We start from the raw sequence: 22,957 nt of genomic DNA, 5'->3' as shown, positions 1-22,957 counted from the left end.
TTCAGTCGTAGCGGATGAGGCCGGGTGCCGGCACCGGCGTGCGGCCAGCCATCAGGTCCTGCAGCAGTTGCCAGAAGGCGTCGGCTGGCGGCGGGCAGCCGGGCAGCGCGTGGTCGATATGCACCACCTCGTGTATCGGCAGCACGCGGTTCAGCGGCAGCGGCAGTTCCGGGTCGTCCGGCACCCGACCATACACCGACTGCAGGATGTCGCCGACGTCCAGATGATTGCGCAGCGCGGGCAGGCCGCCGGTGATGGCGCAGGCACCGACCGCCACCAGCACGGTGCAGCGAGCACGGAAGGCGCGCAGCACCTCGACGTTCTCGGCATTGCACAGGCCGCCTTCGACCAGACCGATGTCGCATTGCTCGACCTCACCGACGGTCTTGATATCGGTCAGCGGCGAGCGGTCGAATTCGATCCGCTCGACCAGATCGAACAGCCGCTCGTCGATGTCGAGCAGCGACATGTGGCAGCCGAAACAGCCGGCCAGCGACACGGTGGCGACGCGCAGCTTGCGCGGCGGCGTCGATGCGGGCGGCGCATTCATCCGCGCGTGTCCTCGGTATCGAAGCGGCGCTGGCCGATCGGCACCGCGAAGCCGACCCGCTTGGGCAGCAGCGCGCCGACCGGGCAGATGTGGGCGGAGCGATCATCCACCGACAGCGCGCTGTCGCCGAGCCGGCCGCTCGGGCTGTCGATCAGCAGCCGGGTGGCGATGCCGTGGCCGCCGATGGCGAACACGCGCTTGCCGTCGATCTCGTCGCTGGCACGCACGCACAGCTGGCACAGGATGCAGCGGTTCGGTTCGAACAGCACGTCGGGGTGGCTGGCATCGACCGGCCGCTCCGGGTTCAGCACCTCGAAGTTCAGGTCGGTCATGCCGGCGCGTTCGGCCTGTACCTGCAGCACGCAGTTGCCGCTCTTTTCGCAGCCGGGGCAGAAGTGATTGCCCTCGACGAACAGCATCTGCAGCAGGCGCAGGCGCTGCGTGGCCAGCGAGGCGGTACGGCAGTCGACCTTCTGGCCGGCCACCGCCGGCGTCACGCAGGCGGCCACCGGGCGGCCGTCGGCCAGCACCGTGCACAGCCGGCACGACGCGCTGCCCGATACCTCTTCGCTCCAGCACAGGTGCGGAATGTCGAGCCCGGCGCGCGCTGCCGCCGTCAATATCGTGTCGCCCGGCTGCAGCGCGACCGGCTGGCCGTCAAGGTCGAAGGTCGGATCGACGCCGCTCATGCCGGTGTGTCCGTGTGCAGATGCGCGCCGGCGTCGGTCCGTCCGGTCACGCGGCGCGCCGCCGACAGTTCGGCGTCGAGGTCGACGTCCGGCTGGAACTGTGGCGCGGTCGCGCGCTGCGCGTAGGCGGCGCCGAAATGCCGCATCGTGTCGCGCAGCGGGTTGCAGGCCGAGGCGCCGAGACCGCAGTGGGTGCCGCTGTGCAGCACCGTATCGAGATCGTGCAGGCGCTCGATATCGAAAGCGGACGCGCTGCCGGCGCCGCGCGCGTGCGCCAGCTTGTCCAGACGCCGCACCACCAGTTCGGTGCCGACGCGGCAGGGCGTACAGAGGCCGCAGCTTTCATGCGCGAAGAAGCGGGCGAAGTGGCGCGCCACTTCGAACAGGTCGCGCGTGCGGTCGAACACCATGAAGGCGCCGGCGCTCGGCACGTCCTCGAAGGCGATGGTGTGCCCGAAATCCGCCGCCGGCACGCAGGTGCCGGACGGCCCGCCGACCTGTACCGCCTGCACGTCGCGGGCACCGCAGTCGTCGAGGATCTGCGCGATGGGCGTGCCCAGCGGGTATTCGTACAGGCCGGGTCGCGCGCAGTCGCCGGACACCGAATGGATCTTGGTGCCGGTCGATTGGGCGGTGCCGATGCCGGCCCACCAGGCACCGCCGCGGCGCGCGATATGGGCCACCGCGCAGAAGGTTTCGACGTTGTTCACCACGGTCGGCCGGCCGAGATAGCCGGCCTGCACCGGGAAGGGCGGGCGGATGCGCGGCGTGCCGCGCTTGCCTTCGAGCGATTCGATCAGCGCCGATTCTTCGCCGCAGACATAGGCGCCGGCGCCCAGGTGGATGGCGATATCGAAACCGAAGCCGGCGACGCCGCACGCATCACGGCCGAGCAAGCCCTGCGCGCGGCGGCGCGCGAGCACGCCTTCGAGCTGCGGCAACAGGTAGCGGTATTCGCCGCGCAGGTAGAGAAAGCCCTGCTGCGCACCGACCGCACGCGCCGCCACCGTCATGCCGTCGAACACGGCGTCGGCGTGAAAGGCCAGCAGCACGCGGTCCTTGAAGGTGCCGGGCTCGCCCTCGTCGGCATTGCAGACGACGACGCGCAAGTCGCCAGCGGCGTCGCGACAGGCCTGCCATTTGCGCGCAGTCGGGAAACCGGCACCGCCGCGGCCGCGCAGGCCGGACTGCGCCACTTCGTCGAGCAGGGCCTGCGGCGACTGCGCGAGCACCGCCGGCAGCGTCGGCGCGTCGGCGGCCAGACCGCTCAGCAGCACGTCAGCGCGCTGCACGCCATCGACCACGGTGAACCACGCAGCCGGCCACTGCTCGACCGGCGTGTCGGCGAGCAGCAGATTGGCGAGCGCGTCGACGCGTGTCGCGTCCAGTCGCGTAATGACCTGATGGTGATTCACCAGCAATGCCGGCCCCTGGTCGCACAGTCCGGTACAGGAACAGCGGTCGACGCTGAAGCGCCCCTGCGCATCGACTTCGCCCGGTGCAACGCCGAGGCGGGCGCACAGCTGCGCCAGCAGCGCTTCGCTGCCCAGCATGCGGTCGGTGATGTTGTCGGAAAACAGCAGCCGCGTGCGGCCGACCGGGCGGGTGTGGAAGAAGCGGTAGAAGCCGGCCACGCCTTCGACCTGAGCCCGCGTGAGGCCGAGCGCGGCGGCGATATGGGCGAGCAGCGGGCGCGACAGCCAGTGCATGATCGCCTGCGTTTCGCGCAGCACCTGCACCAGCGCGTGCGGATCGCGCTGCCAGCGGTCGAGCACCGCGTCGGCGGCCGCCCGCGCCGCCTCGCTCATGATGTCCGCAGCGTCGCCCATCAGCCCTCCAGACCGAAGCGCACCATCTTTCCGCGCAGACCGACGCGGGACAGACCCAGTTCCTTGGCGGCGCGCGTCTTGTTCCAGCGATGACGGAGCAGGGTTTCGCGCAACACCATGGCTTCGATCGCGTCCAGCCGCTCGGCCAGCGTGCCGCTGGCCGGCAAGGGCGTCGCGCTGGCGGTGGCGGTCAGGCCGGCCTGGCCGTGCAGCACGCGCAGCGACAGCGACTGCGCCTCGATGCGTTCGCTGTCGCTCAGCGCCAGCGCGCGCGCCAGTTCGTTGCGCAGTTCGCGGATGTTGCCAGGCCACGGATAGCCCATCAGACAGGCCATCGCCTCGTCGGTCAGCGAGGCGCCGGGGCGGCCCAGTTCGATGCCCACTTCGTCGACCACGCGGCGGGCGATCGGCTCGATGTCGCCCACCCGCTCGCGCAGTGGCGGCACGGTGAAGGTGGCGCCGGCGATGCGGTAGTACAGATCCTCGCGGAACAGGCCGTCGCGCACCCGCTGCTCAAGGTCGCGGTGGGTGGCGGCGATCACGCGCACGTCCACCGGCACCGCACGGGTGCCGCCGACCGGGCGCACCTCGCCTTCCTGCAGCACGCGCAGCAGGCGCACCTGGAAGGCGGGCGAGGTTTCGCCGATTTCATCGAGGAACACGGTGCCGCCGTCGGCGCGCTGAAAGAGGCCGATGTGGTCTTCGTAGGCGCCGGTGAAGGCACCGCGCTTGTGGCCGAACAGTTCGGATTCGAGCAGGGTTTCCGGTATCGCCGCGCAGTTCTCGACGACGAAGGCGCCATTGGCACGCGGGCTGGCGTAGTGGATGGCGCGCGCCAGCAGTTCCTTGCCGGTGCCGGATTCGCCGAGCACCAGCACCGACAGGTCGTAGCGGGCGACACGCGCCGCCATTTCGCACACCGAATCGAGCGGACTGCCGGTGGAGCGCTCGATGCGGTCGAAGCCGAAGGTGCGGCGCGCGCGCTCCAGCTTGTGCGCCGCGCGCTGGCGCAGCACCGGCGTCGCGGTGCGCAGTTCGAGGTCGAGGCGGGCGGTTTCCTGCTGCAGCGTCTGCGCCTCGGCGGCGTTGCGCACGGTGGCCAGCAGGTGATCGGGCACCCAGGGCTTCAGGATGTACTGATAGATGCCGGCGTCGTTGATGCCGGCGATGATGTCTTCCGAATCGGTGTAGCCGGAAATGACGATGCGCACGACGTCGGGCCAGCGCTCGCGCACCTCCTTCAGGAACAGCACGCCGGTCAGGCCCGGCATGCGCTGGTCGCACAGGATGACGTTCACCTCGTGCCGCTCCAGCTGCTGGCGCGCGTCGTCGGCGCCGCTGGCGGTGAGTACGGTGAAGTCCTCTTCCAGCGTGCGGCGCATCGCGTCCTGCGAGCGGACCTCGTCATCGACCACCAGCACGGTGGGCACGCGCAGGCTGGCGTTCATCGCGCAGCCACCTCGCGGTGCACGGCCAGATGACGCGGCGTCCAGGCATGCGGAAGCTTGTGCACGAAGTGGTGGCGCGCGACGTGGTAGCTGGGGTCGAAGCCGTAGAAATTGCGGTGCATGCGGGACAGTTCTTCCTTGCGGTAATCGGCGAGCGGACGTTCGGCTTCGTGGGCCGCGCGCTCGGTCTGCTTGCGCATGACGCGATCGCGCAGATTGTACGACGCGGCCAGCAGCCGGGCTTCCTGCACCGCCGCATCGAGTACCTCACCGGCCGGCACGTCGAGGCAACGGTCGACGAAGCCGATGCGCAGCGCCTCGGGTGCGGACAGCGGCAGCCGGCTCTGCATCAGCGCGCGCGCGCCGTCGGCGCCGAGCCGGCGCGGCGCGAGGTAGGTCCAGTACTCCGAGCCGTACAGATTGCCCATGTTCTTGTAGTGCGGGTTCAGCATGACGCCGCGCTGCGCCCACACCTCGTCCGCCGCCAGCGCGAGGAAGGCGCCGCCGGCACCGGCGTTGCCGCGCAGCAGCGACACGGTGAGGCGGTCGGTGCAGGTGATGATTTCCAGCGCGACGTCGTTCATCGCGTTGATGTTGCGCCACGATTCGTCGGCCGCACTGTCGCCGTCGCGGTGCGCCGCCGCCTCGATGCAGTTGAGGTCGATGCCATTGCTGAAGAAGCCGTCGCCGCCAGCGATCAGCAGCAGCTGCGTGTCGCGCCGCTTCACCTCGACCAGCGCGTCGCGCAGGCGCTGGCATTGCGCGGTGGACATCGCGCCATTGCAGAAGTCGAAACTGAGCACGCCGACGCGGGCCCCGCGCTCGCCGTGCTCGGTGTAGCGCAACTCGCCCCATTCGTCGGCCGCCCGCGTGAGCGGCACCGCACGTTCGGGCAGCGTCGCGGCCGCCGCGGCAAAGGCCTGCGTTGCCGGCAGCTTGATCGGCGATGCGGCGTCGCCAAGGGCGATCGACACGCGGCCTATCCAGACGCCACCATCGACGGTCCGCAGCAGCAGCGCGCCGTCGCGCTGCGCCAGCACATCGCCCGGCGCACCGCCAAGACCGGCCAGCGCTTGCTGCGTCGCCGGGTGCGCGTCGAACAGCCGGCAGGGCTGGCCGAACAGCGCGTCGACCACGCCCGGCTGGCCGTCGGAGGCGCGGATCTTCGCGAGCACCGTTGCGCTGTCGTCGTGCGACCAGTCGATCGCGCGGCGCGACTGCGGCAGCACGCCGCGCCAGCCGTCGGCGGCGGGCACACTTTTCTGCGGCGCATCGCCGGCAGTGAAGCGGGCGAGCGCCTGCAAGGTCGCCGCGACCGCCGCCTCGGTCACCTCGCGCCGGTAGATCGCGCCCTTGGACGCCGCACGCAGCGGGAGGGTCGCGGCTCCCCATACCGGGCCGGCGTCGAAATCGCCGTCCGCCTGCAGCACGGTGACGCCCCACTCGCGCTGCCCCTCGACGATGGCCCAGTCGAGCGCCGCCGGGCCGCGGTCGCCCGGCGGCCCCGGATGCACGACGAAACAGGGCAGGGTGCGCCACACCGACGCCGGGATGCGCCGCTTCAGGAAAGGGGCCAGCACGAGGTCCGGCTGGAACAGCGCGACCGCCTCCTCGGTCACCGCGTCGGCGATGTCCAGCTCCACCGACAGCACATGACCGAGCGCCGTCAGTTCGGCGTACAGGCGCTGGCTCAGGCTGTTGAAGCTGTGGCATAGCAGCAGGATGCGCAGCGGCGCCGTCATCGCGAGAACCTCAGTCCGGCCAGCGTGCGCGCGGCGTCGCGGCGGCCCATGTAGAGCGCGAGCGTGCGCTCGATCGCGTCGAGCGCGCTGTCGAAGGCGGTCGCGTCGTCGGCCGCCAGCAGCGGGCGAGCGACCAGCGCCACGTCGGGACCGAAGTGCGGTGCCAGCCGGGACATCGCGTCGGCGCGCCGCATTTCGAGCAGCGTGTCGGCCGGCGCTTCACCTGCGCCGGCGGCCGGCAGTGCAGCGGGCTTGACCGCCTCGATATGGCCCAGGCTGCGCAGCTCTTCGAGCAGACCGGCCGCGCCATCGCCGATCACCTCCTGCAGCGCGGACAGCGGTGCCTGGCCATTGACGACGATGAGCGCGGCCCGCAGTCGCCCGCGCAGCGTGCCGGTGCGCGACAGCAGTTCGGCGCGGCCCTTGTCGGTCTTGGCATAGACGCGGTCGGCGCTCATCGCGGTTCAGCAGATGCGCGGCAGCTGCTCTCCGCTCAGCCAGTCGACCACGCGCCGGCCACCGAAGCGGGTGTTCATCTGCACGAAGTGGTGCGCGTCCTGCTGCACGACGCCGATGCGAGCGGCATCCGCGCCGCGTGGATGCGCGCGCATCGCCGCCAGCGCGGCGTCGGCGTGTTCGGCCGGCACGATGGCGATGAGCTTGCCCTCGTTGGCAACGTAGAGCGGGTCCAGCCCGAGCAGTTCACAGGCCGCGTCGACTTCCGGCTTGACCGGTATCGCTGCTTCGTCGAGCAGCATGCCGACGCCTGACTGGCGGGCGATCTCGTTCAGCGTGGTGGCGACACCGCCACGCGTCGGATCGCGCAGCGTGCGGATCGCCGGACAAACCGCCAGCATGTCGGCGACCAGCCCGTTCAGTGCCGCGGTGTCCGACACGATGGTCGTTTCGAACTCCAGCGATTCGCGCTGCGACAGCACCGCCACGCCATGATCGCCCACGGTGCCCGACAGCAGGATGACGTCGCCCGGCCGCGCGTTCGCGCCCGACACGTCGATGCCGTGCGGCACCACGCCGACGCCGGTGGTGCTGATGAACACGCCGTCGCCCTTGCCCTGCTCCACCACCTTGGTGTCGCCGGTGACCACCGCCACGCCGGCTTCGCGCGCCGCCGCCGCCATCGACTGCACGATGCGCTTCAGATCGGCCAGCGGAAAACCCTCTTCGAGGATGAAACTGGCCGACAGATAGAGCGGCGTCGCGCCCATCATCGCCACGTCGTTCACCGTGCCGTGCACGCTGAGCGCACCGATGTCGCCGCCGGGGAAGAACAGCGGCGAAATGACGTGCGCGTCGGTCGCCATCACCAGACGGCTGCCCTGCGGAATGGCCAGCGACGCACCGTCGTTGCCCTGGCGCAGGAAGGGATTGTCGAAGGCGGCGAGGAAGATTTCCTCGATCAGCTGCGCGGCAGCGCGGCCGCCTGCACCGTGGCCCATGTCGATGCGGCCGTTGCGGATGTCCAGCGGCCGGACATAGCCGGCGCGCACGGCGCCGCCCTTGCTGTCGTCTCTCGCGTTCATGCGGTCACCACCGGAATGTCCTTGAATCTTCCGTACGCATAGTGCGCCGCGCACGCCCCCTCGCTCGACACCATGCAGGAACCGACCGGGTTTTCCGGCGTGCATACGGTGCCGAAAATCTTGCAGTCGGTCGGCTTCTTGACGCCGCGCAGGATGGCGCCGCACTCGCAGGCCTTGTTGTCAGCCACCGGCTTGTAGCCGACGTCGAAGCGGCGCTCGGCGTCGAATTCGGCGAAGGCCGGCCGTATCTTCAGCGCGCTGTACGGCACTTCGCCCAGGCCGCGCCATTCGAAGCTGGGTCGCAGTTCGAACACTTCGGACACCTTCTGCTGCGCGGCGAGGTTGCCGTCGCGGTCGACCGCGCGGGTGAATTCGTTCTCGACGTGGGCGCGGCCCTCGTTCACCTGGCGCACCAGCATCAGGATGGCCTGCATCACGTCCAGCGGCTCGAAGCCGGCAATCACCACCGGCTTGCGGTATTCCTCGGCAAAGTGCTCGTAGGGTGCGGCACCGATGACGATGCTCACGTGCGCCGGGCCGATGAAGCCGTCGATCGGCACCGTGCCGTACTGGCGCACTTCCGGTGATTCCAGGATGTGGGTGATGGCGGACGGGGTCAGCACGTGGCAGCACAGCACGCTGAAGTTCTTCAGCCCCTCGCGCTGCGCGCGCAGGATGGCGAGCGCGGTCGGCGGCGTCGTCGTTTCGAAGCCGATGGCGAAGAACACCACCTGACGCTCCGGGTTGTCGCGCGCGACAGTGAGCGCGTCGGCCGCCGAATACACCATGCGGATGTCGCCGCCACGCGCCTTCGCCTTGGTCAGCGACAGGCTGTCGGAGGCCGGCACGCGCATCGTGTCGCCGTAGGTACAGACGATGACATCGTGTTCGAGCGCCAGCTTGATCGCCATGTCCACGCGGCCGATCGGCAGCACGCAGACCGGACAGCCGGGGCCATGGATCATGCGCACATTGGCCGGCAGCAGTTCGCTCACGCCGTAGCGCGAAATGGCGTGCGTGTGGCCGCCGCAGAACTCCATGAAGCTGTAGGGGCGATCACCGCGCGCTTCAACGGCCAGACGGTCGGCGATCTTGCGGGCGACGTCGCCGTCGCGGAATTCGTCGATGTACTTCATGCGGCGGACTCCGTCGCGGCCATCGCTGCCGACATTTCGCCGAACAGTGCCAGCGTGCGCTCGGCCTCTTCCGGGTCGATCATGCCGATGGCGTGACCGACGTGGACGATGACGTAGTCGCCGACCTGCGCCTCGGGCACCAGTTCGATCGACACTTCCTTGCGGATGCCGCCGAGGTTCACCACCGCGCGTTCGTCCTCGCGCAGTTCGACCAGTTTGGCGGGGATGGCTAGACACATGACAGGGACTCCGTGAGCACGCCGGGTGCGAGATGGATCTGCTGCGCGACCGCCCACGCCTGGCCCAGGGCCAGACCGGCATCGCCGCAGGATGTGGCCTGCGGCCGCAGCACGCGCAGGCCGCGGCTCTGCAGCCGCAGCGTGACGCGACGCGTCAGCAGCGCATTCATGAAACAGCCGCCGCCGAGGCAGACGGTATCGACCTGAGTGCGCTGCGCGGCGGCGATCGCCCACTGCGCGAGGCCGTCGGCCAGCGCCACGTGGAACCAGGCGGCGGCTTCGTCGCATCGATTTTCGCCGTCCGGCCAATCGAGCAGACGGGCGAGCAGCGGACGCAGATCGAGCATGCTGTCGCCCGCGACCTCGATGACGCTGTCCAGCGTCGGTTCGCCGTGCACGGCAAACCAGCGCTTGGCGGCCGATTCGAGCGCAATGGCGGCTTCGGCCTCGTGCGACTGGCGCACGCTCAAACCGAGCGCGCCGGCAGCGGCGTCGAACCAGCGGCCGGTGCTGGTGGTCGGCGGACTGTTGAGGCCGCTGTCCAGCATGCGCGTGACGGTGCGCGCCGCCTGCGCGCCGACCGCGGCGGTGTAGCGTGCCTCGATGTCGGCGCCGCGACCCAGCGTCTGCATCGCCGCTGCGGCCATCCGCCAGGGCTCGCGCGCGGCGACGTCGCCGCCGGCCAGTCGCAGCGGCCACAGGTGGCCGAGCCGGCGCCAGTCGCCGGGGGCGACCCACAGCAGTTCGCCGCCCCAGGCCACGCCGTCGGTGCCGAGGCCGACGCCGTCGAGCGCCAGCCCGACCACCGGTTCGGTCAGTCCATGCTCTGCCATCACGGCGGCGATGTGCGCGTGGTGATGCTGCACGCCGACGGCCGGCACGCCCAGCCGGTCGGCCAGCGCGACCGCCAGCTGGGTACTGTAGAAGTCGGGGTGCAGGTCGTGCGCGATCGCCTCGATCGGCGTACAGGACTGCGCGCGCAGATGGTCGAGCGACTGTTCGAGCGCGACGCAGGCGGCCGGGTCGCCGAGGTCGCCGTGCATCGGCGACCAGACGGCGCGGCCATCCTCGAACAGGCAGGCGGCGTTCTTTAGCCAGGCGCCGGCCGCCAGCACGGTGGGGAGCCGGGGGCTCATGACGCGACGCTCCGCACGATGTCGTCGATGCCGGCCTGCAGGCCCGCCACGGCGTCGGCCTTCAGTCGCGATTCGATCCAGGTCAGCCAGTCGCCCATGCCTTCGCCGGTGGTGGCCGACACCCGGATCACCTCGATGGCCGGATTGACGCGGCGCGCGAAGGCTATGCAGCGCTCGACGTCGAAGTTAAGGTAGGGCAGCAGGTCGATCTTGTTCACCAGCATCAGCGTGCTGGCGGCGAACATGTCCGGGTACTTGAGCGGCTTGTCCTCGCCTTCGGTGACCGACAGGATGGCCACCTTCGCCGCCTCGCCCAGGTCCCACATGGCCGGGCAGACGAGGTTGCCGACGTTCTCGATGAACAGCAGGCTGCGCTCCTCACCGTGATCGTGGCGGTGCAGGCGGGCGAAGGCCTCGGCCACCATCGGCGCGTCGAGGTGACAGCCCTTGCCGGTGTTCACCTGCAGCGCCGGCGCGCCGGTTGCACGGATGCGGTCGGCGTCGAAGGAGGTCTGCTGGTCGCCCTCGATCACCGCCACCGGCAGTCCGGGCGCGCGTGTCTTCAGCGCCTCGATGGTGGCGCACAGCAGCGTGGTCTTGCCGGAGCCGGGGCTGGACACGAAGTTCAGCGCGGTCACGCCGTGCGCCGCGAAGTGCGCGCGGTTCTGCGCCGCCACGCGGTCGTTCTCGCCGAGGATGTCGGTTTCGAGCCGGATGGCGCGTGCCTGGCTCATGCCGGGCACCGACACCTTGGCCGCACCGGCGCCGAAATGCAGGTCGCCGCTGGCCGGGTCCACCGCGACGTGCGAGGCCCCCGCATGCGCCGGTTCCGCCCGCCGGATCGCCGGCGCACCGGACTTCACCCGCCGCGCCGCGGGTGAATAAGGACTGGGCGGATGGACGTGCCCGTGCCCCTCCATCGTCACCTGGCTGCCGTCACCGGCACATCCACACACTACGCACATATCGGTCTCCTCAGTCCTTGCCCGGTCTGAGCCGGGTCGTGCAATCCTGCCAAGCGCGATGCCTTGCGCGCCAACGCTCCTGTAGGAGCGGTCTTCTGACCGCGACCGCGGCGACGGATCGGCAGTTGGCGCGTGATCAACCGCCCTGTCGCGGTCAGAAGACCGCTCCTACAGAATCCAGACCAGCTCTCAGTCCTCTACCTGCATGTCGATCACCTTCAGTTCGGTGCCGCCGGTCGGCTGCAACCGGTAGCCGCCGCAGTGCGCGCAAGCGTCGCCGCGCTGCGCGATCTGCACGGTGAGGCTGCAGTCCATGCACCAGGCTTCGCCCGGTGGTTCGTCGATATCGATGCGCGCGCCGTCGAGCAGCGTGCCGGGGGCGATGGCTTCGAGCGCGAAGCGCAGTGCGCGCGACTCGACGCCGGCCAGCTGGCCCGCCTCCAGCCGCAGATGCGTGACGCGGGCGAAGCGCTCGCGCTCGGCAGTGCGCTCGACCAGCTGCAGGATGCCGCCGGCCAGGCTGGCTTCATGCATGGGACACCTCCTGCCGGCCTGCCATCTCGTAGCGCACGCAGGGGTCGTACGCCGCCATCAGCAGCGCGACACGGCGCGTGCAATCGGGCGCCGCCGGGTCCAGCTTTTCGAGTGCGGCAGCCACCGCACCGTCGGCATCGAAATTCCATTCGGTCGGCGCCAGCACGTGACAGGCGTCGATGCGCGCCTCGTCGCCGCGACCATCCAGCCGTACGTAGTGGACGAGCAGGCCGCGCGCCATCTCCGCCCAGGCCAGCCCCTCGCCCGGCGCCAGCTCGATACGGCCGCTGCGCAGGCGGCCTTCGCCGCCCGGCAGCGCGAGGCGCACCAGTTCGGCCAGCCGCGCCGCAAAGCGATCGGAGGCCGAGCGGAGCAGCGCGGCGTCGGCCAGACGCGTCCAGCAGCCGGTTTCGGCACAGGCACCGTCGATGCGCGGACGACGGGTGAAGGCCGGGTCCTGCGTCATCGCGGCGGCCAGCGTGCGCAGCGCCGCTTCACTGGCATGCACGTGCAGCGCCGATGCCGCGGCGACCGGTGCATCGGCCAGCGCGGCGCTGTCGCGCAGCCCGCGGGCGAGCCAGGTCTGGCCCGCGTCGCGCCAGTCGGCAAAGGCCTGCTGCGGCGCGCGCTCGAAGGCGGCCAGCCAGCGGGCCGGTGCGACGCCGAGCAGATGGCGTTCGATCCAGTCCGGCATGCTGGCGGCACACGCGGCGTCACGGCCGTCGGCGCGCAGCACGGGGCAGGCGGCCAGCGCGCACGCTGCGTCGGCCGACGGCCCGGCCGTCAGCAGTGCTGGCCAGTCGAGCAGGACGCGGCGCAGGTGTTCGCGCAGCGTTTCGCCGCGCAAGGTGTCCGGCAGCGGCGCATCGACGCCGAGCGCGGCGTCGACCGCAGCCCGCGCGCACAGCCGGTGGGCGTGGCTGCACAGGCTGAACACGGCGCCGAGCAGGTCGGGCAGCGATTGCGCCGGGCGACCGACAGCCAGCCGCGCCGCCCAGTCCGGACGCTGGCCGCTCAGCGCGGCCGGGCGCTGGGCACCCGGCTGAACGCGCAGCACACCGGCCAGTGCGTCGAGCGACATCATGGCGTGCGGCTCCGCCCGAACAGGAAGCCGCGGCGGGCCGGGCGTTCCGGCTGTTCCGCCGCATCCTTCACCACGTCGGGCAAAGGTTCGCGCAGTCGTACCAGCACCGCCTGCGCGGTGGCGACGGCGGTGTCCTGCGACGCGAAATCGAACATCGGCGAAAACAGCGAGCAGGCGTCGAAGGTGCCGATGGCGGCTTCGTGCGCGCCGATGAAGTCGAAGCGCTCGCGCCCGACCGCCAGCCGGCGCGTGACGCCGACGCGCCCGAGATCGTCCTCGCGGGCCAGCGGCAGGCGCACCAGATTCATGAACCATGGCGTCACCAGCACGCCGCTGGCTGCCGCCGGCAGGTCGGGCTCCGACGGGCACAGCTCGAAACCCACCACCTCGACGCGCAGCGCCGCGTTCATGATCGGCAGCCCGGCCATGCGGGTGTCGGCGATCTGACGGAACAGCGCTTCGAGGGCGCTGATGCGGTAGGCGAGCATCGGGTCGGTGGCCATGTCGGTCGCTCAGGTGCGGTGAGGCGATCAACCTCAGTCGATCACCATGAACTGGTCGGCGTCACCGTCGCACTGCGGGCAGCGCCAGTGCGGCGGCAGGTCGGTGAATGCGGTGCCCGGCGCGATCTGCCACACCGGGTCGCCCTGCTGCGGGTCATACACCCACCAGCAGATCTTGCATTCGAGTTTCGCATTGTCCGGCAACTTGCCGGCATCGCCGAGATAGCTGCCTTCGAAGCGCACATTGGCCGACATGATCAGTCGCCTTCCACCCAGGCCAGCACTTCGGTCAGACGCTCGAATGAATCCTCGAGATCCTCCTTCGCCGCCATCGCGACTTCCGGCAGCGCGGTCACCTCGACCGTGTTCAGAATGACCACGTCCTGCGAGTTGTAATAGACGACGCGCCAGGTGTTGGGCACGCGCGTGTTGGTGATGCGGCAGTTGCCGTAGCCGCGCGACAGGATGAGCACGCGCCCGGTGCCGAGGTGGTGGTCCATGAAACCGATGTCCTCGTTCGACATCGGCAGCAGCGTCAGATTCACCACATGCGCCGGCTTGCCCGGCTTCCAGCCGCGCCACTGGTCCTCGATCTCGGCCAGCAGCGCCGGCGCGTTCTGCACATTGGGCGGCAGCGCGCCCTGCCAGCGCGGCACGGTAAACCACAGGTCGTCGGCGGCCGAAGTGCGCAGCACCTGCGGGATGGCGCCCACCTCTATCGTGTCGGACAGGACGCTGCCGTTGTCGCTGACGATGACGCGCCAGACGCCGGCGAACACCGACTCCTGCACCGCCACGTGGTGGGCGGCATCGCCTTCGGTGCGCACCTGTGCGCTGACCTCGCCCTCGCCCATGACCTGGTTGATCAGCTTCAGGTCTTCGGCCGGCAGCCGGGTCAGGTCGATGCTGCGGTTGCGGCCGTCGCTGCGGGTGGCGCCGAGGCAGGCCAGCACGTCACGCAGCGCCAGATGCGCCTGTTCGTGGCCGACCAGCTCTTCCGGCTCGGGCAGGACGGGCGGGCGGAAGGTTTCCATGCCCTGCGGCATGTTGATGTACTGCAGCGTTTCGTCCTCGACCTGGGTGCCGGGGCCGATGACGGCGACCGGAATGGGAAATGCGGGAAACTCTTTCACGTGCCGTACTCCGCTCAGTGACAGGAAGAATCGGATGCGCTGCCATTGCGCACCGGGATGCCTATGGTGGGTGCGCGCGACGCGGGCATCGCCAGCGCCTCAGCGACGCGCTCGACATAGACGTCCCAGTCGAGCATGCCGGACAGCACGGTGACGTACTGGCCGTCGCGCACGAACACCAGCGCCGGCCAGCGGATCGAGCCGTAGCGCTTGGCGATGGCGTCCTCGTGTTCGCGGGTGGCGACGCCGACGGCGAAGCGCTGCGCGAAATGCTGGCGCAGTTCGGGCAGCACCACCGCGACGTCGAGCGCTTCGGGGAAGCGCACCGGGTCGCCGGCCAGCAGGATGACGCGGTCGCCGCCGGCGGCCGCCCAGTCGGCGACATTATCGGCGGTGAGCCAGATCGCGCCGTGCGCGCTGACCAGGCGGTCGATCAGCGGCGACACGAGGGCCGGCGCGGCGACCGGCAACGTGACGACCGCTTCGGATGATGCGGTTTCGATGCTCATGCGATTTCTCCCTGCGTGTTGTCCTGCGTGTCCGCACGGGCGCCGGACAGCGCCCGCAGTTGTTCGCTGCTCATTGCCGACGGCAGTGCGAAGGCGGCAGCGCCGTCACCGGCCTCGCCCTGCATGACGGATTCGATCAGGTCCAGCGTGGCGTCGATCTCCTGCGCCCGCTCGACCGTAATGCGTTCCTGCGCGCTGTCGAGGAAGACCAGCAGCCAGTCACCGACCGCCACATCGCCGACCAGCGCAGTGCGCACGCGGCGCAGACCGAGCCGGCCCACGCAGCGCGCGTGGCCCGGTTCGAGGGCCATCACCTGCATCGGTATGCCCAGACACACGGCTCAGCCCTCCAGCGAAGGAAAGAAGCGGGCGTCACCGCTGCGGCAGGCGAGCTCTTCCGGCGGACGTTCGCCTTCGTAGCGCGTCAGTTCGAGTTCGGCGAAGGTGATGCACTCGCGCTCGGTCAGCGGCGTGGTGCGCGGCACCGGCCGCGCGCCCCAGCGGCGCAGCGTGTCCAGGCCGAGCGCCAGCGCGTCGTCCATCGCCCGGCGCACCGACGGCCGCAGGCTGCCGCCGTAGTCCTCCAGCTCTTCCGGCTGACAACCGATCAACAGCACTTCGCGCGGGTACTGGCCGGTCAGCTGTGCCAGCATCAGCACCTCCTGGAAACCGGTCTGGTGCAGGCTCATCTTCTTCGCGCCCATGAAGCGCGGCACGTCGTCGTTGGCGATGCACTTGAGCGTGCCCGGCTCGAGGCCGTAGTCGATGGCGTCGAAGATGAGCAGGCAGTCGGCCGCCTGCACGTGCTGCACGAGGTAGAGCCCCTGCGTGCCACCGTCGATCAGCTGCACCTCCGGGGCGTCGCCGGCGCCTTCGTCGAACTCGACGCGCTGCTGCAGCGCTTCGACGCAGCGCACGCCGAAGCCTTCGTCAGCCCACAGCACATTGCCGATGCCGAGCACGACGATGCTGTCACGGGGAGGGTGACAGCTGCATCCGGACGGATTCGGGTTCATGGTCGGACCTTCCTTCGGAAAAAATCAGTGAGTGCCGCGCGGAAGCGTGGCGTGAGGCGTGGCGCGCAGCGCCTTCCAGGCGTGGAAGCTGTCCCAGGCGGACTGCAGCGCCAGCCAGAAGGCGGCGTCAGTGCCGAACAGCAGGGCGCAGCGGATGGCGGTGTCGGGCGTCATCGCGCGCTGGCCGTGCACGATCTCGTGCAGACGGCGGCGCGACATGCCGAGCGCGCGGGCGGCTTCGCTCTGCGACATGCCGAGCGGTTCGAGGAAATTGCGCGAAAGAAATCGTCCCGGATGCCACGGCGCACGCACCGGAATGCCGGCGGGTACGCGTTGCAGGGGTGACCGTCCGGGACGCAAGGGGTGCACAACGAGCCTTCTTTCGCGCGAGGAGGCGGTGGGCGTGTCCGCCGCTGCGGTGCTGGCTGCAAGCGAGGTGGCGGCGGACATGGCCTCAGTCCTTGAAGGTGCGGTGGCCGGAAATCATCGTGCTCACCACGCTGGAGCGACCCATGATGTCTTCGCGGATGGCCGCATAGACATGCAGGATGATGAACACGATGAGCCCCCACATGCCGAGGTGATGCCAGGTATGCACGTCCTGCGACTGGCCGAACAGCGGAATGACCCAGCCGAACATCAGGTCCTGCCACGATCCCATCTGCGCGCCTTCGCCGTACAGCGCGAAGCCGGTGCAGATCATGAACAGCGTGAGCAGCAGGTAGCCGAAGAACATCGCGAAACGCGCCAGCGGGTTGTGGCCGACGTAGCGGCCCGGCCGCGGGCTGACGAAGGCATACCACTTCAGCATGCCGAGCACCTCGACCCAGTAGGCCTTGGTCAGCAGCGGCACCCAGTACAGCTCGCGTGCGTGGTGGTTGCCGACGATGGCCCAGTAGGTGCGGCCGAGCAGACCGACCGCCAGCACGTAGCCGGCGGCGAAGTGGGCGAAACGGATGTAGCCCATCAGGAAGTTGGCGCTGGCCTCGCCCGGCTGCGTCGGCAGCGGCGAGCCGATGAAGTAGCCGGTCAGCGCGAGCACCGTGATCGCCAGCGCGTTGATCCAGTGCCACACGCGCACCGGCGCTTCATACACGTAGACCGACTTGATCGAGCGGCCGTGAGCAACCGCCCCCTCGTCGATGCCGGTGGCGTGGGAAAGCTTTTCAGTAGTTGCGGACATCTGTCGTCTCCCGCGGTTGGGTGCTTCAGATGCGCGACGCGAACATGAACAGGCCGGCGGCACCGACCCCTGCCGCCTGCACGCGCCAGACCCAGGCCGGCACACGCGCCAGCCAGCTGCCGGCGATCAGACCGGCGGCGTGCAGCAGCGCCGAGCCGAGCACGAAGCCGGCCGCGTATGCGGCGAAGGACGAGCCCGCCGCCCACTCGGCGCCGTGCGCGACGCCGTGCAGCGCACCGGCCGCGGCGATCAGCGCGAAGCCAGCCACCGCGGGCAGCTGGCGGCGCGCCAGCAGCAGCACGCCGAACAGTGCGACGCTGAGCGCGACACCGGCTTCGATGAAGACGCCGGCACCCGTCTGCACGCCGACGAAGGCACCGGCCAGCAGCGCGAGCAGGAAGAAGGCCGGGCCGGCCAGGCGTTGTGCGGCGGGCAGCACGGCGGCCGACCAGAGACCGACGGCGATCATCGCCAGCAGATGATCAAGGCCGGCGAAGGGATGCGCCAGGCCTGCGGCCAGGCCGTGTGCGCCGTGACCTTCATGCGCCTGGGCGACACCGGCTGCCAGCGCCAGGGCGGCCGCGACGGAGGCGCGGCGAACGAGGGACGTATTCATGTTTCCTCCTGATTTCGTTATGTCGTGGGCGCGCTTCAGCGCACCTTCACCGTGGTCAGTTCCTGGCCGTCCTCGCTCATCACGTGCGTCGAGCAGGCGAGGCAGGGGTCGAACGAGTGCAGCGTGCGCAGGATTTCAACCGGCTGTTCCGGATTCACCATCGGCGTGTTCATCAGGCTGGCCTCGAAGGCGCCGATCTGGCCCTTGGTGTCACGCGGGCTGCCATTCCAGGTGGTCGGCACGACGCACTGGTAGTTCTCGATGCGGCCGTCCTTGATGCGGATCCAGTGGCCCAGCATGCCGCGCGGTGCGGCGACGGTGCCCACGCCCTTGGCTTCCTTCGGCCAGGTCTTCGGGTCCCACTTCTCGACGTTGGCGGTGCTGGTGTCGCCCGCCTTGATGTTGCCGATCAGCTGCTTGTAGTCGTCCATCATCATTTCGGCGGCGTACTGGCTTTCCAGTGCGCGCGCCAGCGTGCGGCCGATGGTGGTGGGCAGCAGCTGCTTGGCGCTGAAGTTCGTCTCCGGCAGGCCGAGCGCCTTCGGGATGGCGCTGTTGATCGCCACCGCCGACTCGTCGATCTGCTGCTTCACGCGCTGGCACCACTTGTTGCCCTTGGCGGCGTGCGCGTAGCCGAGGATGTAGCGCGACAGCGGGCCGACCTCGACTGCGTGGCCGCGCCAGCGCGGCGACTTGATCCACGAGTACTTGGCGCTCTCGTCGATCTCCTCGATGTTGGTGCGCGTGCCCTTGGTCTTGGCGCCGAGCTCGTAGTTCGGTTCGGTCACGCCGTCCCACGGGTGCAGGCCCTTGGATTCGTCGGCGTACTTGTACCAGCTGTGATTGACGAACTCCTGCACCTGCTCCGGGTCGCGCGGGTCGATTTCGTGGATCTCGTCCCAGTTGCCGTTGAGGATGACGCCGCCCGGCAGCTGATGCGTGCTGTGGTCGTACGGCACCTTCTCGTAGGTGCCGTAGTCGGCCACGTTGGTCGCCGCCAGACCGCCGCCGTACAGCCAGCCGGCCTGCTTGTAGATCGTGCCGATGGCGAGCACGTCCGGGATGTAGACGTTGTTGTTGAACTCGATCATTTCCTTGATGCGCGCCTCGACGAAGTTCAGGCGTTCCATCGTGATCGGGGCGCCGACGGCGCCGTCGCCGTCGATGTTGATGGCGCAGGGCACACCGCCGACCAGGTAGTTCGGGTGCGGGTTCTTGCCGCCGAAGATGGTGTGCACCTTGACCCATTCCTTCTGCAGGTCCAGCGCCTCCAGGTAGTGGGTCACGGCCATCAGGTTGGCCTCGGGCGGCAGCACGTAGGCCTTGGAGCCCCAGTAGCCGTTGGCGAACGGGCCGAGCTGGCCGCTCTCGACGAACTTCTTCAGCCGGTTCTGCACGTCGCGGAAATAACCGGGCGACGACATGGGGTGCGCGGGCGACACCATCTGCTGCAGGTCGCTGGTCTTCTTCGGGTCGGCCTGCAGGCAGGACACGACGTCGACCCAGTCCAGCGCGTGCAGGTGGTAGAAGTGCACCGCGTGGTCGTGCACCTGCAGCGTCTTGGCCATCATCTCGCGGATCAGGTGCGCGTTGAGCGGGATGCGGATGTCCAGCGCGTCTTCCACCGCGCGCACCGAGGCCAGCGCGTGGCAGCCGGTGCAGACGCCGCAGATGCGCTCGACGAAGGCCCAGGCGTCGCGCGGGTCGCGGCCCTTGAGGATCACCTCCAGACCACGCCACATGGTGCCGGTGGAGACCGCGTTGCGGATCACGTTGTTGCTGTCGAGGTTGACCTCGCAGCGCATGTGGCCCTCGATGCGCGTGACCGGGTCGACGACGATGCGCCGGCCGGTGTTGTCCATCTTGAAGCCCTGTGTTTCGTAAGCACCCATGGTGTTCTTCCTCGTGTGTCTGGATCAGCTGTTGGTGGACGCCGCTTTGGCCTCGACGGCCTTGTCGCGTGCCCGCTTGGCCACCGAGATGGCGGCGTGCGCCGCGACCGCGGCACCCACCACACCGGCCGCCGTGCCACCGATCTCATCGGCGTTGGCTTCGATGCCGAAGGCGTGGATGTCGGTCAGGCGGTCGTAGAACGAGCCCTTGTCCCAGAAGCCGTCTTCCGAGCAGCCGATGCAGCCGTGGCCGGCCTTGATCGGGAAGCTGGTGCCCTCGTTCCACATCACCGTGGAGCAGGCGTTGTAGGTGGTCGGGCCCTTGCAGCCGACCTTGTAGAGGCAGTAGCCCTTGCGCGCGGACTCGTCGTCCCAGGCCTCGACGAACTGGCCGGCGTCGAAGTGCGGGCGGCGGTAGCACTTGTCGTGGATGCGCTGGCTGTAGAACATCTTCGGCCGGCCCTGGCGGTCCAGCTCGGGGATGCGGTCGAAGGTGAGCATGTAGGTGATGACGCCGGTCATCACCTCGGCGATCGGCGGGCAGCCCGGCACCTTGATGATGGGCTTGTCGAAGATGACCTTGTGCACCGGCGTGGCCTGCGTCGGATTCGGCTTGGCCGCCTGCACGCAGCCCCAGCTGGCACAGGAACCCCAGGAGATGATGGCCTTGGCGTCCTTGGCGACGTGCTTGAGCTGGTCGATGAAGGGCTTGCCGCCGATGATGCAGCTCATGCCATCCTGGTTCAGCGGCGGGTTGCCCTCGACCGCCAGGATGTAGTTGCCCTTGTACTTCGTCATGATCTCTTCGAGGATCGCTTCGGCCTGGTGCCCGGCGGCGGCCATCAGCGTGTCGTCGTAGTCGAGCGAAATCATCGACAGCACCACGTCCTTCGCCAGCGGGTGGGCCGAGCGGATGAAGGATTCGGAACAGCAGGTACATTCCAGCCCGTGCAGCCACAGCACCGGGGTGCGCGGCTTGGTTTCCATCGCGTGGGCGATCTGCGGCACGAAGGCCGGGCCGAGGCCGAGCGAGGTGGCGGTCAACGAACAGTACTTAAGGAAACTGCGGCGCGAGATGCCCTGCCGGCGCATCACCTCATAGAAGGTTTCCATCCTGGTCTCTCTCCTGTGCTTCTTGTTGTCTGGGGCCCCTCGCCTGCGCCGCACGCCATGTTTCCGGCGAGCCGTGTGCTCACGGACCTCGAAACACCTCGGACGAACCGTCGATTCGCACGGGTGGGTGGTGGCTACTAACAAGTTGCGGGCCAGCCGGATTTTCTGCGCCGCAGCAAAAATATTGATGCAGATCAAAGCATTGATCTGCATCGGAAAAGATATGCGCGGAGAGAACGGTGCGACGGGGCGTCGACGGGCGGCGTTGCAAGCAGATCTGCCGATTTCCGCCAGCGTCTGGCAAGCACGCTTCCACCGGGCGCTCCACTGTAGAAGCGGCCTTGGCCGCGACGGGGCCGCTGCCGTCCGTCGGCTTCACTTCAGGCCGCTGTCGGGGTCAGAAGACCCCTCCCACAGAACCTTGGCCCGAGCTCCGGCCGAAAGTCGTGCGCCCTCCACTGTGGGAGCGGCCTTGGCCGCGACAGGGCCTCCGCTGTCCGCCGGCTTCGTTATGCGCCGCCGTCGGGGTCAAGACCCCTCCCACAGAGAACCGGCGCTGGCGCCGACAGGTCGGCCGCCCCATCGGCGAAGGCAGCCCGGGCGGCAACAGCGGAAACCCGACATACCGGCAAGCTGCCTCAGTGGATTAGAATCCCGACCCTCCGAACGGACCCGTCCGCCCGGAACACCCGCAGGTTCTGTCCAGCCGCCGCCACAAGCGGGGGTGCAAATCTGTCGTCTACCCCACTGAAACGGAGAGATCACCGTGTCCGGCCTTCTGCCCAATGTCGATCCCGAGGGACTGCTCGAATATTCGGTCGTCTATACCGACCGTGCGCTGAACCACATGTCCGCCGCCTTCCAGAGCGTCATGAAGGACATTTCGCGCGTTCTGAAGCAGGTCTACAACGCCAAGTCGGCCGTCGTCGTGCCGGGTAGCGGCACCTTCGGCATGGAAGCCGTGGCGCGCCAGTTCGCCACCGACCAGAAGGTGATGGTGATCCGCAATGGCTGGTTCAGCTTCCGCTGGACGCAGATCTTCGACATGGGCCGCATCCCGTCGGAGCAGATCGTGCTGAAGGCGCGCCAGCCGGAGCCGGGTTCGCAGAAGGCGTTCGCGCCGGCGCCGGTCAAGGAAGTGGTCGCCGCCATCCTCGAACAGAAGCCCGCCGTGGTGTTCGCGCCGCAGGTCGAAACCTCGGCCGGCATGCTGCTGCCGGACGACTACCTGCGTGAAGTCGCTGCCGCGGTGCGCGAGGTCGATGGCCTGTTCGTGGTCGACGCCATCGCCGCCGGCACGCTGTGGGTGGACATGGGCGCACTCGGCATCGACATCGTCGTGTCGGCCCCGCAGAAAGGCTGGAGCGGTTCGCCCTGCGCCGGTCTGGTCATGCTGGGCGAACGCGCCCGTGCGCGCATCGACGGCACCACCAGCACCAGCTACGCCGCCGACCTTAAGAAGTGGCTGCAGATCATGGAAGCCTACGAGAACGGCGGCCACGCCTATCACGCGACGCTGCCGACCGACGCGCTGACGAAACTGCGCGACGTGATGCTGGAAACCGAGCGCTACGGCTTCGACAAGGTGAAGGCCAACCAGATCGAACTGGGCCGCCAGATCCGCGCGCTGCTGGAAGCCAAGGGCTTCGACAGCGTCGCCGCCGAAGGCTTCAAGGCGCCGTGCGTGGTGGTGAGCTACACCAGCGATCCGGATATCCAGTCGGGCAAGAAATTCACGACGCAAGGCCTGCAGATCGCCGCCGGCGTCCCGCTGCAGGTGGACGAACCGGCCGACTTCCGCACCTTCCGCGTCGGCCTGTTCGGTCTGGACAAGCTGCAGAACGTCGAGCGCACCGTGCAGAGCTTCAAGGCGGCGCTGGACAAGGTCGCCGGCTGAGAACCCGGCCGCAGGCGAGGTCGGGTTCTGTGGGCGGGGTCGTCTGACCCTGACAGCAGCCTGCACCGAAGCCTGCGGACCGCAGCGGCTGCGTCGCGGCCAAGGCCGCTCCCACAGGGATCGCGCAATCGGCGGCGGAAGCCGGGATTCGTGGGAGATTCTATGTTCCGGCGCAAGCGTTTTCGTGCTGTTTCGGGACATA

General features: G+C 69.1%; 25 protein-coding genes. 1 reads left to right on the top strand and 24 read right to left on the bottom strand.

Features of this window, described 5'->3' with window-relative positions:
- Position 1 precedes the first annotated feature (1 nt).
- The 24 genes from IV112_RS20650 to IV112_RS20535 form a co-directional block, all read right to left on the bottom strand.
- A complete protein-coding gene (locus tag IV112_RS20650) occupies positions 2-550 on the bottom strand; it encodes an NADP oxidoreductase (RefSeq protein WP_304006909.1) in 549 nt (182 codons plus the stop codon).
- On the bottom strand, positions 547-1,239 hold the full coding sequence (locus IV112_RS20645; protein ID WP_304006907.1) for a 2Fe-2S iron-sulfur cluster-binding protein: 693 nt from the start codon (positions 1,237-1,239) through the stop codon (positions 547-549). The genes IV112_RS20650 and IV112_RS20645 overlap by 4 nt, the downstream gene beginning before the upstream one ends.
- On the bottom strand, positions 1,236-3,068 hold the full coding sequence (locus tag IV112_RS20640) for an NAD(P)H-dependent oxidoreductase subunit E (protein WP_304006905.1): 1,833 nt from the start codon (positions 3,066-3,068) through the stop codon (positions 1,236-1,238). The genes IV112_RS20645 and IV112_RS20640 overlap by 4 nt, the downstream gene beginning before the upstream one ends.
- Entirely contained in the window at positions 3,068-4,516 is a 1,449-nt protein-coding gene (locus IV112_RS20635) for a sigma-54-dependent transcriptional regulator (RefSeq protein WP_304006904.1), read from the bottom strand. The genes IV112_RS20640 and IV112_RS20635 overlap by 1 nt, the downstream gene beginning before the upstream one ends.
- Positions 4,513-6,258 carry an enoyl-CoA hydratase-related protein gene (locus tag IV112_RS20630; RefSeq protein WP_304006902.1) on the bottom strand — a complete coding sequence of 582 codons (1,746 nt, stop codon included), beginning with the start codon at positions 6,256-6,258 and terminating at the stop codon, positions 4,513-4,515. Before IV112_RS20630 ends, IV112_RS20635 begins: the two co-directional genes overlap by 4 nt.
- Positions 6,255-6,716 (bottom strand): hypothetical protein, encoded by a 462-nt coding sequence (locus tag IV112_RS20625; RefSeq protein ID WP_304006900.1) that lies wholly within the window; start codon positions 6,714-6,716, stop codon positions 6,255-6,257. The genes IV112_RS20630 and IV112_RS20625 overlap by 4 nt, the downstream gene beginning before the upstream one ends.
- Before the next feature lie 6 nt (positions 6,717-6,722).
- Positions 6,723-7,799, bottom strand: coding sequence for a hydrogenase expression/formation protein HypE (gene hypE, locus IV112_RS20620; protein WP_304006898.1), 1,077 nt, complete (start codon positions 7,797-7,799; stop codon positions 6,723-6,725).
- Positions 7,796-8,935, bottom strand: a complete 1,140-nt coding sequence (hypD, locus tag IV112_RS20615; protein ID WP_304006896.1) for a hydrogenase formation protein HypD — start codon at positions 8,933-8,935, stop codon at positions 7,796-7,798. Before hypD ends, hypE begins: the two co-directional genes overlap by 4 nt.
- Positions 8,932-9,174, bottom strand: coding sequence for a HypC/HybG/HupF family hydrogenase formation chaperone (locus IV112_RS20610; RefSeq protein ID WP_304006895.1), 243 nt, complete (start codon positions 9,172-9,174; stop codon positions 8,932-8,934). Before IV112_RS20610 ends, hypD begins: the two co-directional genes overlap by 4 nt.
- On the bottom strand, positions 9,165-10,310 hold the full coding sequence (locus IV112_RS20605; RefSeq protein ID WP_304006894.1) for a Kae1-like domain-containing protein: 1,146 nt from the start codon (positions 10,308-10,310) through the stop codon (positions 9,165-9,167). The genes IV112_RS20610 and IV112_RS20605 overlap by 10 nt, the downstream gene beginning before the upstream one ends.
- Positions 10,307-11,275: a hydrogenase nickel incorporation protein HypB gene (gene hypB, locus IV112_RS20600; protein WP_304006892.1), complete on the bottom strand. Its 969-nt coding sequence runs from the start codon at positions 11,273-11,275 to the stop codon at positions 10,307-10,309. Before hypB ends, IV112_RS20605 begins: the two co-directional genes overlap by 4 nt.
- A 189-nt stretch (positions 11,276-11,464) precedes the next feature.
- The gene (gene hypA / locus IV112_RS20595; RefSeq protein WP_019916015.1) at positions 11,465-11,809 is read right to left on the bottom strand and encodes a hydrogenase maturation nickel metallochaperone HypA; all 345 of its coding nucleotides are present in this window, start codon (positions 11,807-11,809) and stop codon (positions 11,465-11,467) included.
- The gene (locus IV112_RS20590) at positions 11,802-12,893 is read right to left on the bottom strand and encodes a hydrogenase formation protein (protein ID WP_304006890.1); all 1,092 of its coding nucleotides are present in this window, start codon (positions 12,891-12,893) and stop codon (positions 11,802-11,804) included. The genes hypA and IV112_RS20590 overlap by 8 nt, the downstream gene beginning before the upstream one ends.
- Positions 12,890-13,396: a [NiFe]-hydrogenase assembly chaperone HybE gene (gene hybE, locus IV112_RS20585; protein WP_304006888.1), complete on the bottom strand. Its 507-nt coding sequence runs from the start codon at positions 13,394-13,396 to the stop codon at positions 12,890-12,892. The genes IV112_RS20590 and hybE overlap by 4 nt, the downstream gene beginning before the upstream one ends.
- A gap of 33 nt (positions 13,397-13,429) precedes the next feature.
- Positions 13,430-13,651 (bottom strand): rubredoxin, encoded by a 222-nt coding sequence (locus tag IV112_RS20580; RefSeq protein WP_020162830.1) that lies wholly within the window; start codon positions 13,649-13,651, stop codon positions 13,430-13,432.
- A 2-nt stretch (positions 13,652-13,653) separates the two neighbouring features.
- Entirely contained in the window at positions 13,654-14,529 is an 876-nt protein-coding gene (locus tag IV112_RS20575) for a hydrogenase expression/formation protein (RefSeq protein WP_304006886.1), read from the bottom strand.
- Positions 14,530-14,543: 14 nt separating this feature from the next.
- A complete protein-coding gene (locus IV112_RS20570) occupies positions 14,544-15,038 on the bottom strand; it encodes a hydrogenase (protein ID WP_304006885.1) in 495 nt (164 codons plus the stop codon).
- Entirely contained in the window at positions 15,035-15,376 is a 342-nt protein-coding gene (locus IV112_RS20565) for a HypC/HybG/HupF family hydrogenase formation chaperone (protein ID WP_304006883.1), read from the bottom strand. The genes IV112_RS20570 and IV112_RS20565 overlap by 4 nt, the downstream gene beginning before the upstream one ends.
- 3 nt (positions 15,377-15,379) lie before the next feature.
- Positions 15,380-16,054 (bottom strand): HyaD/HybD family hydrogenase maturation endopeptidase, encoded by a 675-nt coding sequence (locus tag IV112_RS20560; RefSeq protein WP_304006881.1) that lies wholly within the window; start codon positions 16,052-16,054, stop codon positions 15,380-15,382.
- 24 nt (positions 16,055-16,078) lie between these two features.
- Entirely contained in the window at positions 16,079-16,504 is a 426-nt protein-coding gene (locus tag IV112_RS20555; protein WP_304006879.1) for a HigA family addiction module antitoxin, read from the bottom strand.
- A 4-nt stretch (positions 16,505-16,508) separates the two neighbouring features.
- Entirely contained in the window at positions 16,509-17,237 is a 729-nt protein-coding gene (gene cybH, locus IV112_RS20550; RefSeq protein WP_304006878.1) for a Ni/Fe-hydrogenase, b-type cytochrome subunit, read from the bottom strand.
- Between the two features lie 25 nt (positions 17,238-17,262).
- Complete coding sequence (locus IV112_RS20545) at positions 17,263-17,853, bottom strand: HupE/UreJ family protein (RefSeq protein ID WP_304006877.1); 591 nt, start codon at positions 17,851-17,853, stop codon at positions 17,263-17,265.
- 35 nt (positions 17,854-17,888) lie between these two features.
- Positions 17,889-19,745 (bottom strand): nickel-dependent hydrogenase large subunit, encoded by a 1,857-nt coding sequence (locus IV112_RS20540; RefSeq protein WP_304006875.1) that lies wholly within the window; start codon positions 19,743-19,745, stop codon positions 17,889-17,891.
- Positions 19,746-19,769: 24 nt separating this feature from the next.
- The gene (locus IV112_RS20535; RefSeq protein WP_304006874.1) at positions 19,770-20,858 is read right to left on the bottom strand and encodes a hydrogenase small subunit; all 1,089 of its coding nucleotides are present in this window, start codon (positions 20,856-20,858) and stop codon (positions 19,770-19,772) included.
- Between the two features lie 766 nt (positions 20,859-21,624).
- Here IV112_RS20535 and IV112_RS20530 point away from each other — a divergent pair.
- Positions 21,625-22,755, top strand: coding sequence for an aminotransferase class V-fold PLP-dependent enzyme (locus IV112_RS20530; protein ID WP_304006872.1), 1,131 nt, complete (start codon positions 21,625-21,627; stop codon positions 22,753-22,755).
- The last annotated feature ends 202 nt before the right edge of the window (positions 22,756-22,957 follow it).

The organism is Methyloversatilis discipulorum (assembly GCF_018780585.1).
Taxonomy (GTDB): domain Bacteria; phylum Pseudomonadota; class Gammaproteobacteria; order Burkholderiales; family Rhodocyclaceae; genus Methyloversatilis; species Methyloversatilis discipulorum_B.
This window is presented reverse-complemented; position numbering and strand designations above follow the sequence as displayed.

Coding starts and splice junctions, on each gene's coding strand:
- IV112_RS20570 (WP_304006885.1), bottom strand. CDS start 15,038: ATGAGCATCGAAACCGCATCATCCGAAGCGGTCGTCACGTTGCCGGTC.
- IV112_RS20650 (WP_304006909.1), bottom strand. CDS start 550: ATGAATGCGCCGCCCGCATCGACGCCGCCGCGCAAGCTGCGCGTCGCC.
- IV112_RS20560 (WP_304006881.1), bottom strand. CDS start 16,054: ATGAACCCGAATCCGTCCGGATGCAGCTGTCACCCTCCCCGTGACAGC.
- IV112_RS20640 (WP_304006905.1), bottom strand. CDS start 3,068: ATGGGCGACGCTGCGGACATCATGAGCGAGGCGGCGCGGGCGGCCGCC.
- hypD (WP_304006896.1), bottom strand. CDS start 8,935: ATGAAGTACATCGACGAATTCCGCGACGGCGACGTCGCCCGCAAGATC.
- hypE (WP_304006898.1), bottom strand. CDS start 7,799: ATGAACGCGAGAGACGACAGCAAGGGCGGCGCCGTGCGCGCCGGCTAT.
- IV112_RS20630 (WP_304006902.1), bottom strand. CDS start 6,258: ATGACGGCGCCGCTGCGCATCCTGCTGCTATGCCACAGCTTCAACAGC.
- IV112_RS20610 (WP_304006895.1), bottom strand. CDS start 9,174: ATGTGTCTAGCCATCCCCGCCAAACTGGTCGAACTGCGCGAGGACGAA.
- IV112_RS20545 (WP_304006877.1), bottom strand. CDS start 17,853: ATGAATACGTCCCTCGTTCGCCGCGCCTCCGTCGCGGCCGCCCTGGCG.
- IV112_RS20605 (WP_304006894.1), bottom strand. CDS start 10,310: ATGAGCCCCCGGCTCCCCACCGTGCTGGCGGCCGGCGCCTGGCTAAAG.
- hypB (WP_304006892.1), bottom strand. CDS start 11,275: ATGTGCGTAGTGTGTGGATGTGCCGGTGACGGCAGCCAGGTGACGATG.
- IV112_RS20540 (WP_304006875.1), bottom strand. CDS start 19,745: ATGGGTGCTTACGAAACACAGGGCTTCAAGATGGACAACACCGGCCGG.
- hypA (WP_019916015.1), bottom strand. CDS start 11,809: ATGCATGAAGCCAGCCTGGCCGGCGGCATCCTGCAGCTGGTCGAGCGC.
- hybE (WP_304006888.1), bottom strand. CDS start 13,396: ATGGCCACCGACCCGATGCTCGCCTACCGCATCAGCGCCCTCGAAGCG.
- IV112_RS20590 (WP_304006890.1), bottom strand. CDS start 12,893: ATGATGTCGCTCGACGCACTGGCCGGTGTGCTGCGCGTTCAGCCGGGT.
- cybH (WP_304006878.1), bottom strand. CDS start 17,237: ATGTCCGCAACTACTGAAAAGCTTTCCCACGCCACCGGCATCGACGAG.
- IV112_RS20535 (WP_304006874.1), bottom strand. CDS start 20,858: ATGGAAACCTTCTATGAGGTGATGCGCCGGCAGGGCATCTCGCGCCGC.
- IV112_RS20555 (WP_304006879.1), bottom strand. CDS start 16,504: ATGTCCGCCGCCACCTCGCTTGCAGCCAGCACCGCAGCGGCGGACACG.
- IV112_RS20580 (WP_020162830.1), bottom strand. CDS start 13,651: ATGTCGGCCAATGTGCGCTTCGAAGGCAGCTATCTCGGCGATGCCGGC.
- IV112_RS20645 (WP_304006907.1), bottom strand. CDS start 1,239: ATGAGCGGCGTCGATCCGACCTTCGACCTTGACGGCCAGCCGGTCGCG.
- IV112_RS20635 (WP_304006904.1), bottom strand. CDS start 4,516: ATGAACGCCAGCCTGCGCGTGCCCACCGTGCTGGTGGTCGATGACGAG.
- IV112_RS20625 (WP_304006900.1), bottom strand. CDS start 6,716: ATGAGCGCCGACCGCGTCTATGCCAAGACCGACAAGGGCCGCGCCGAA.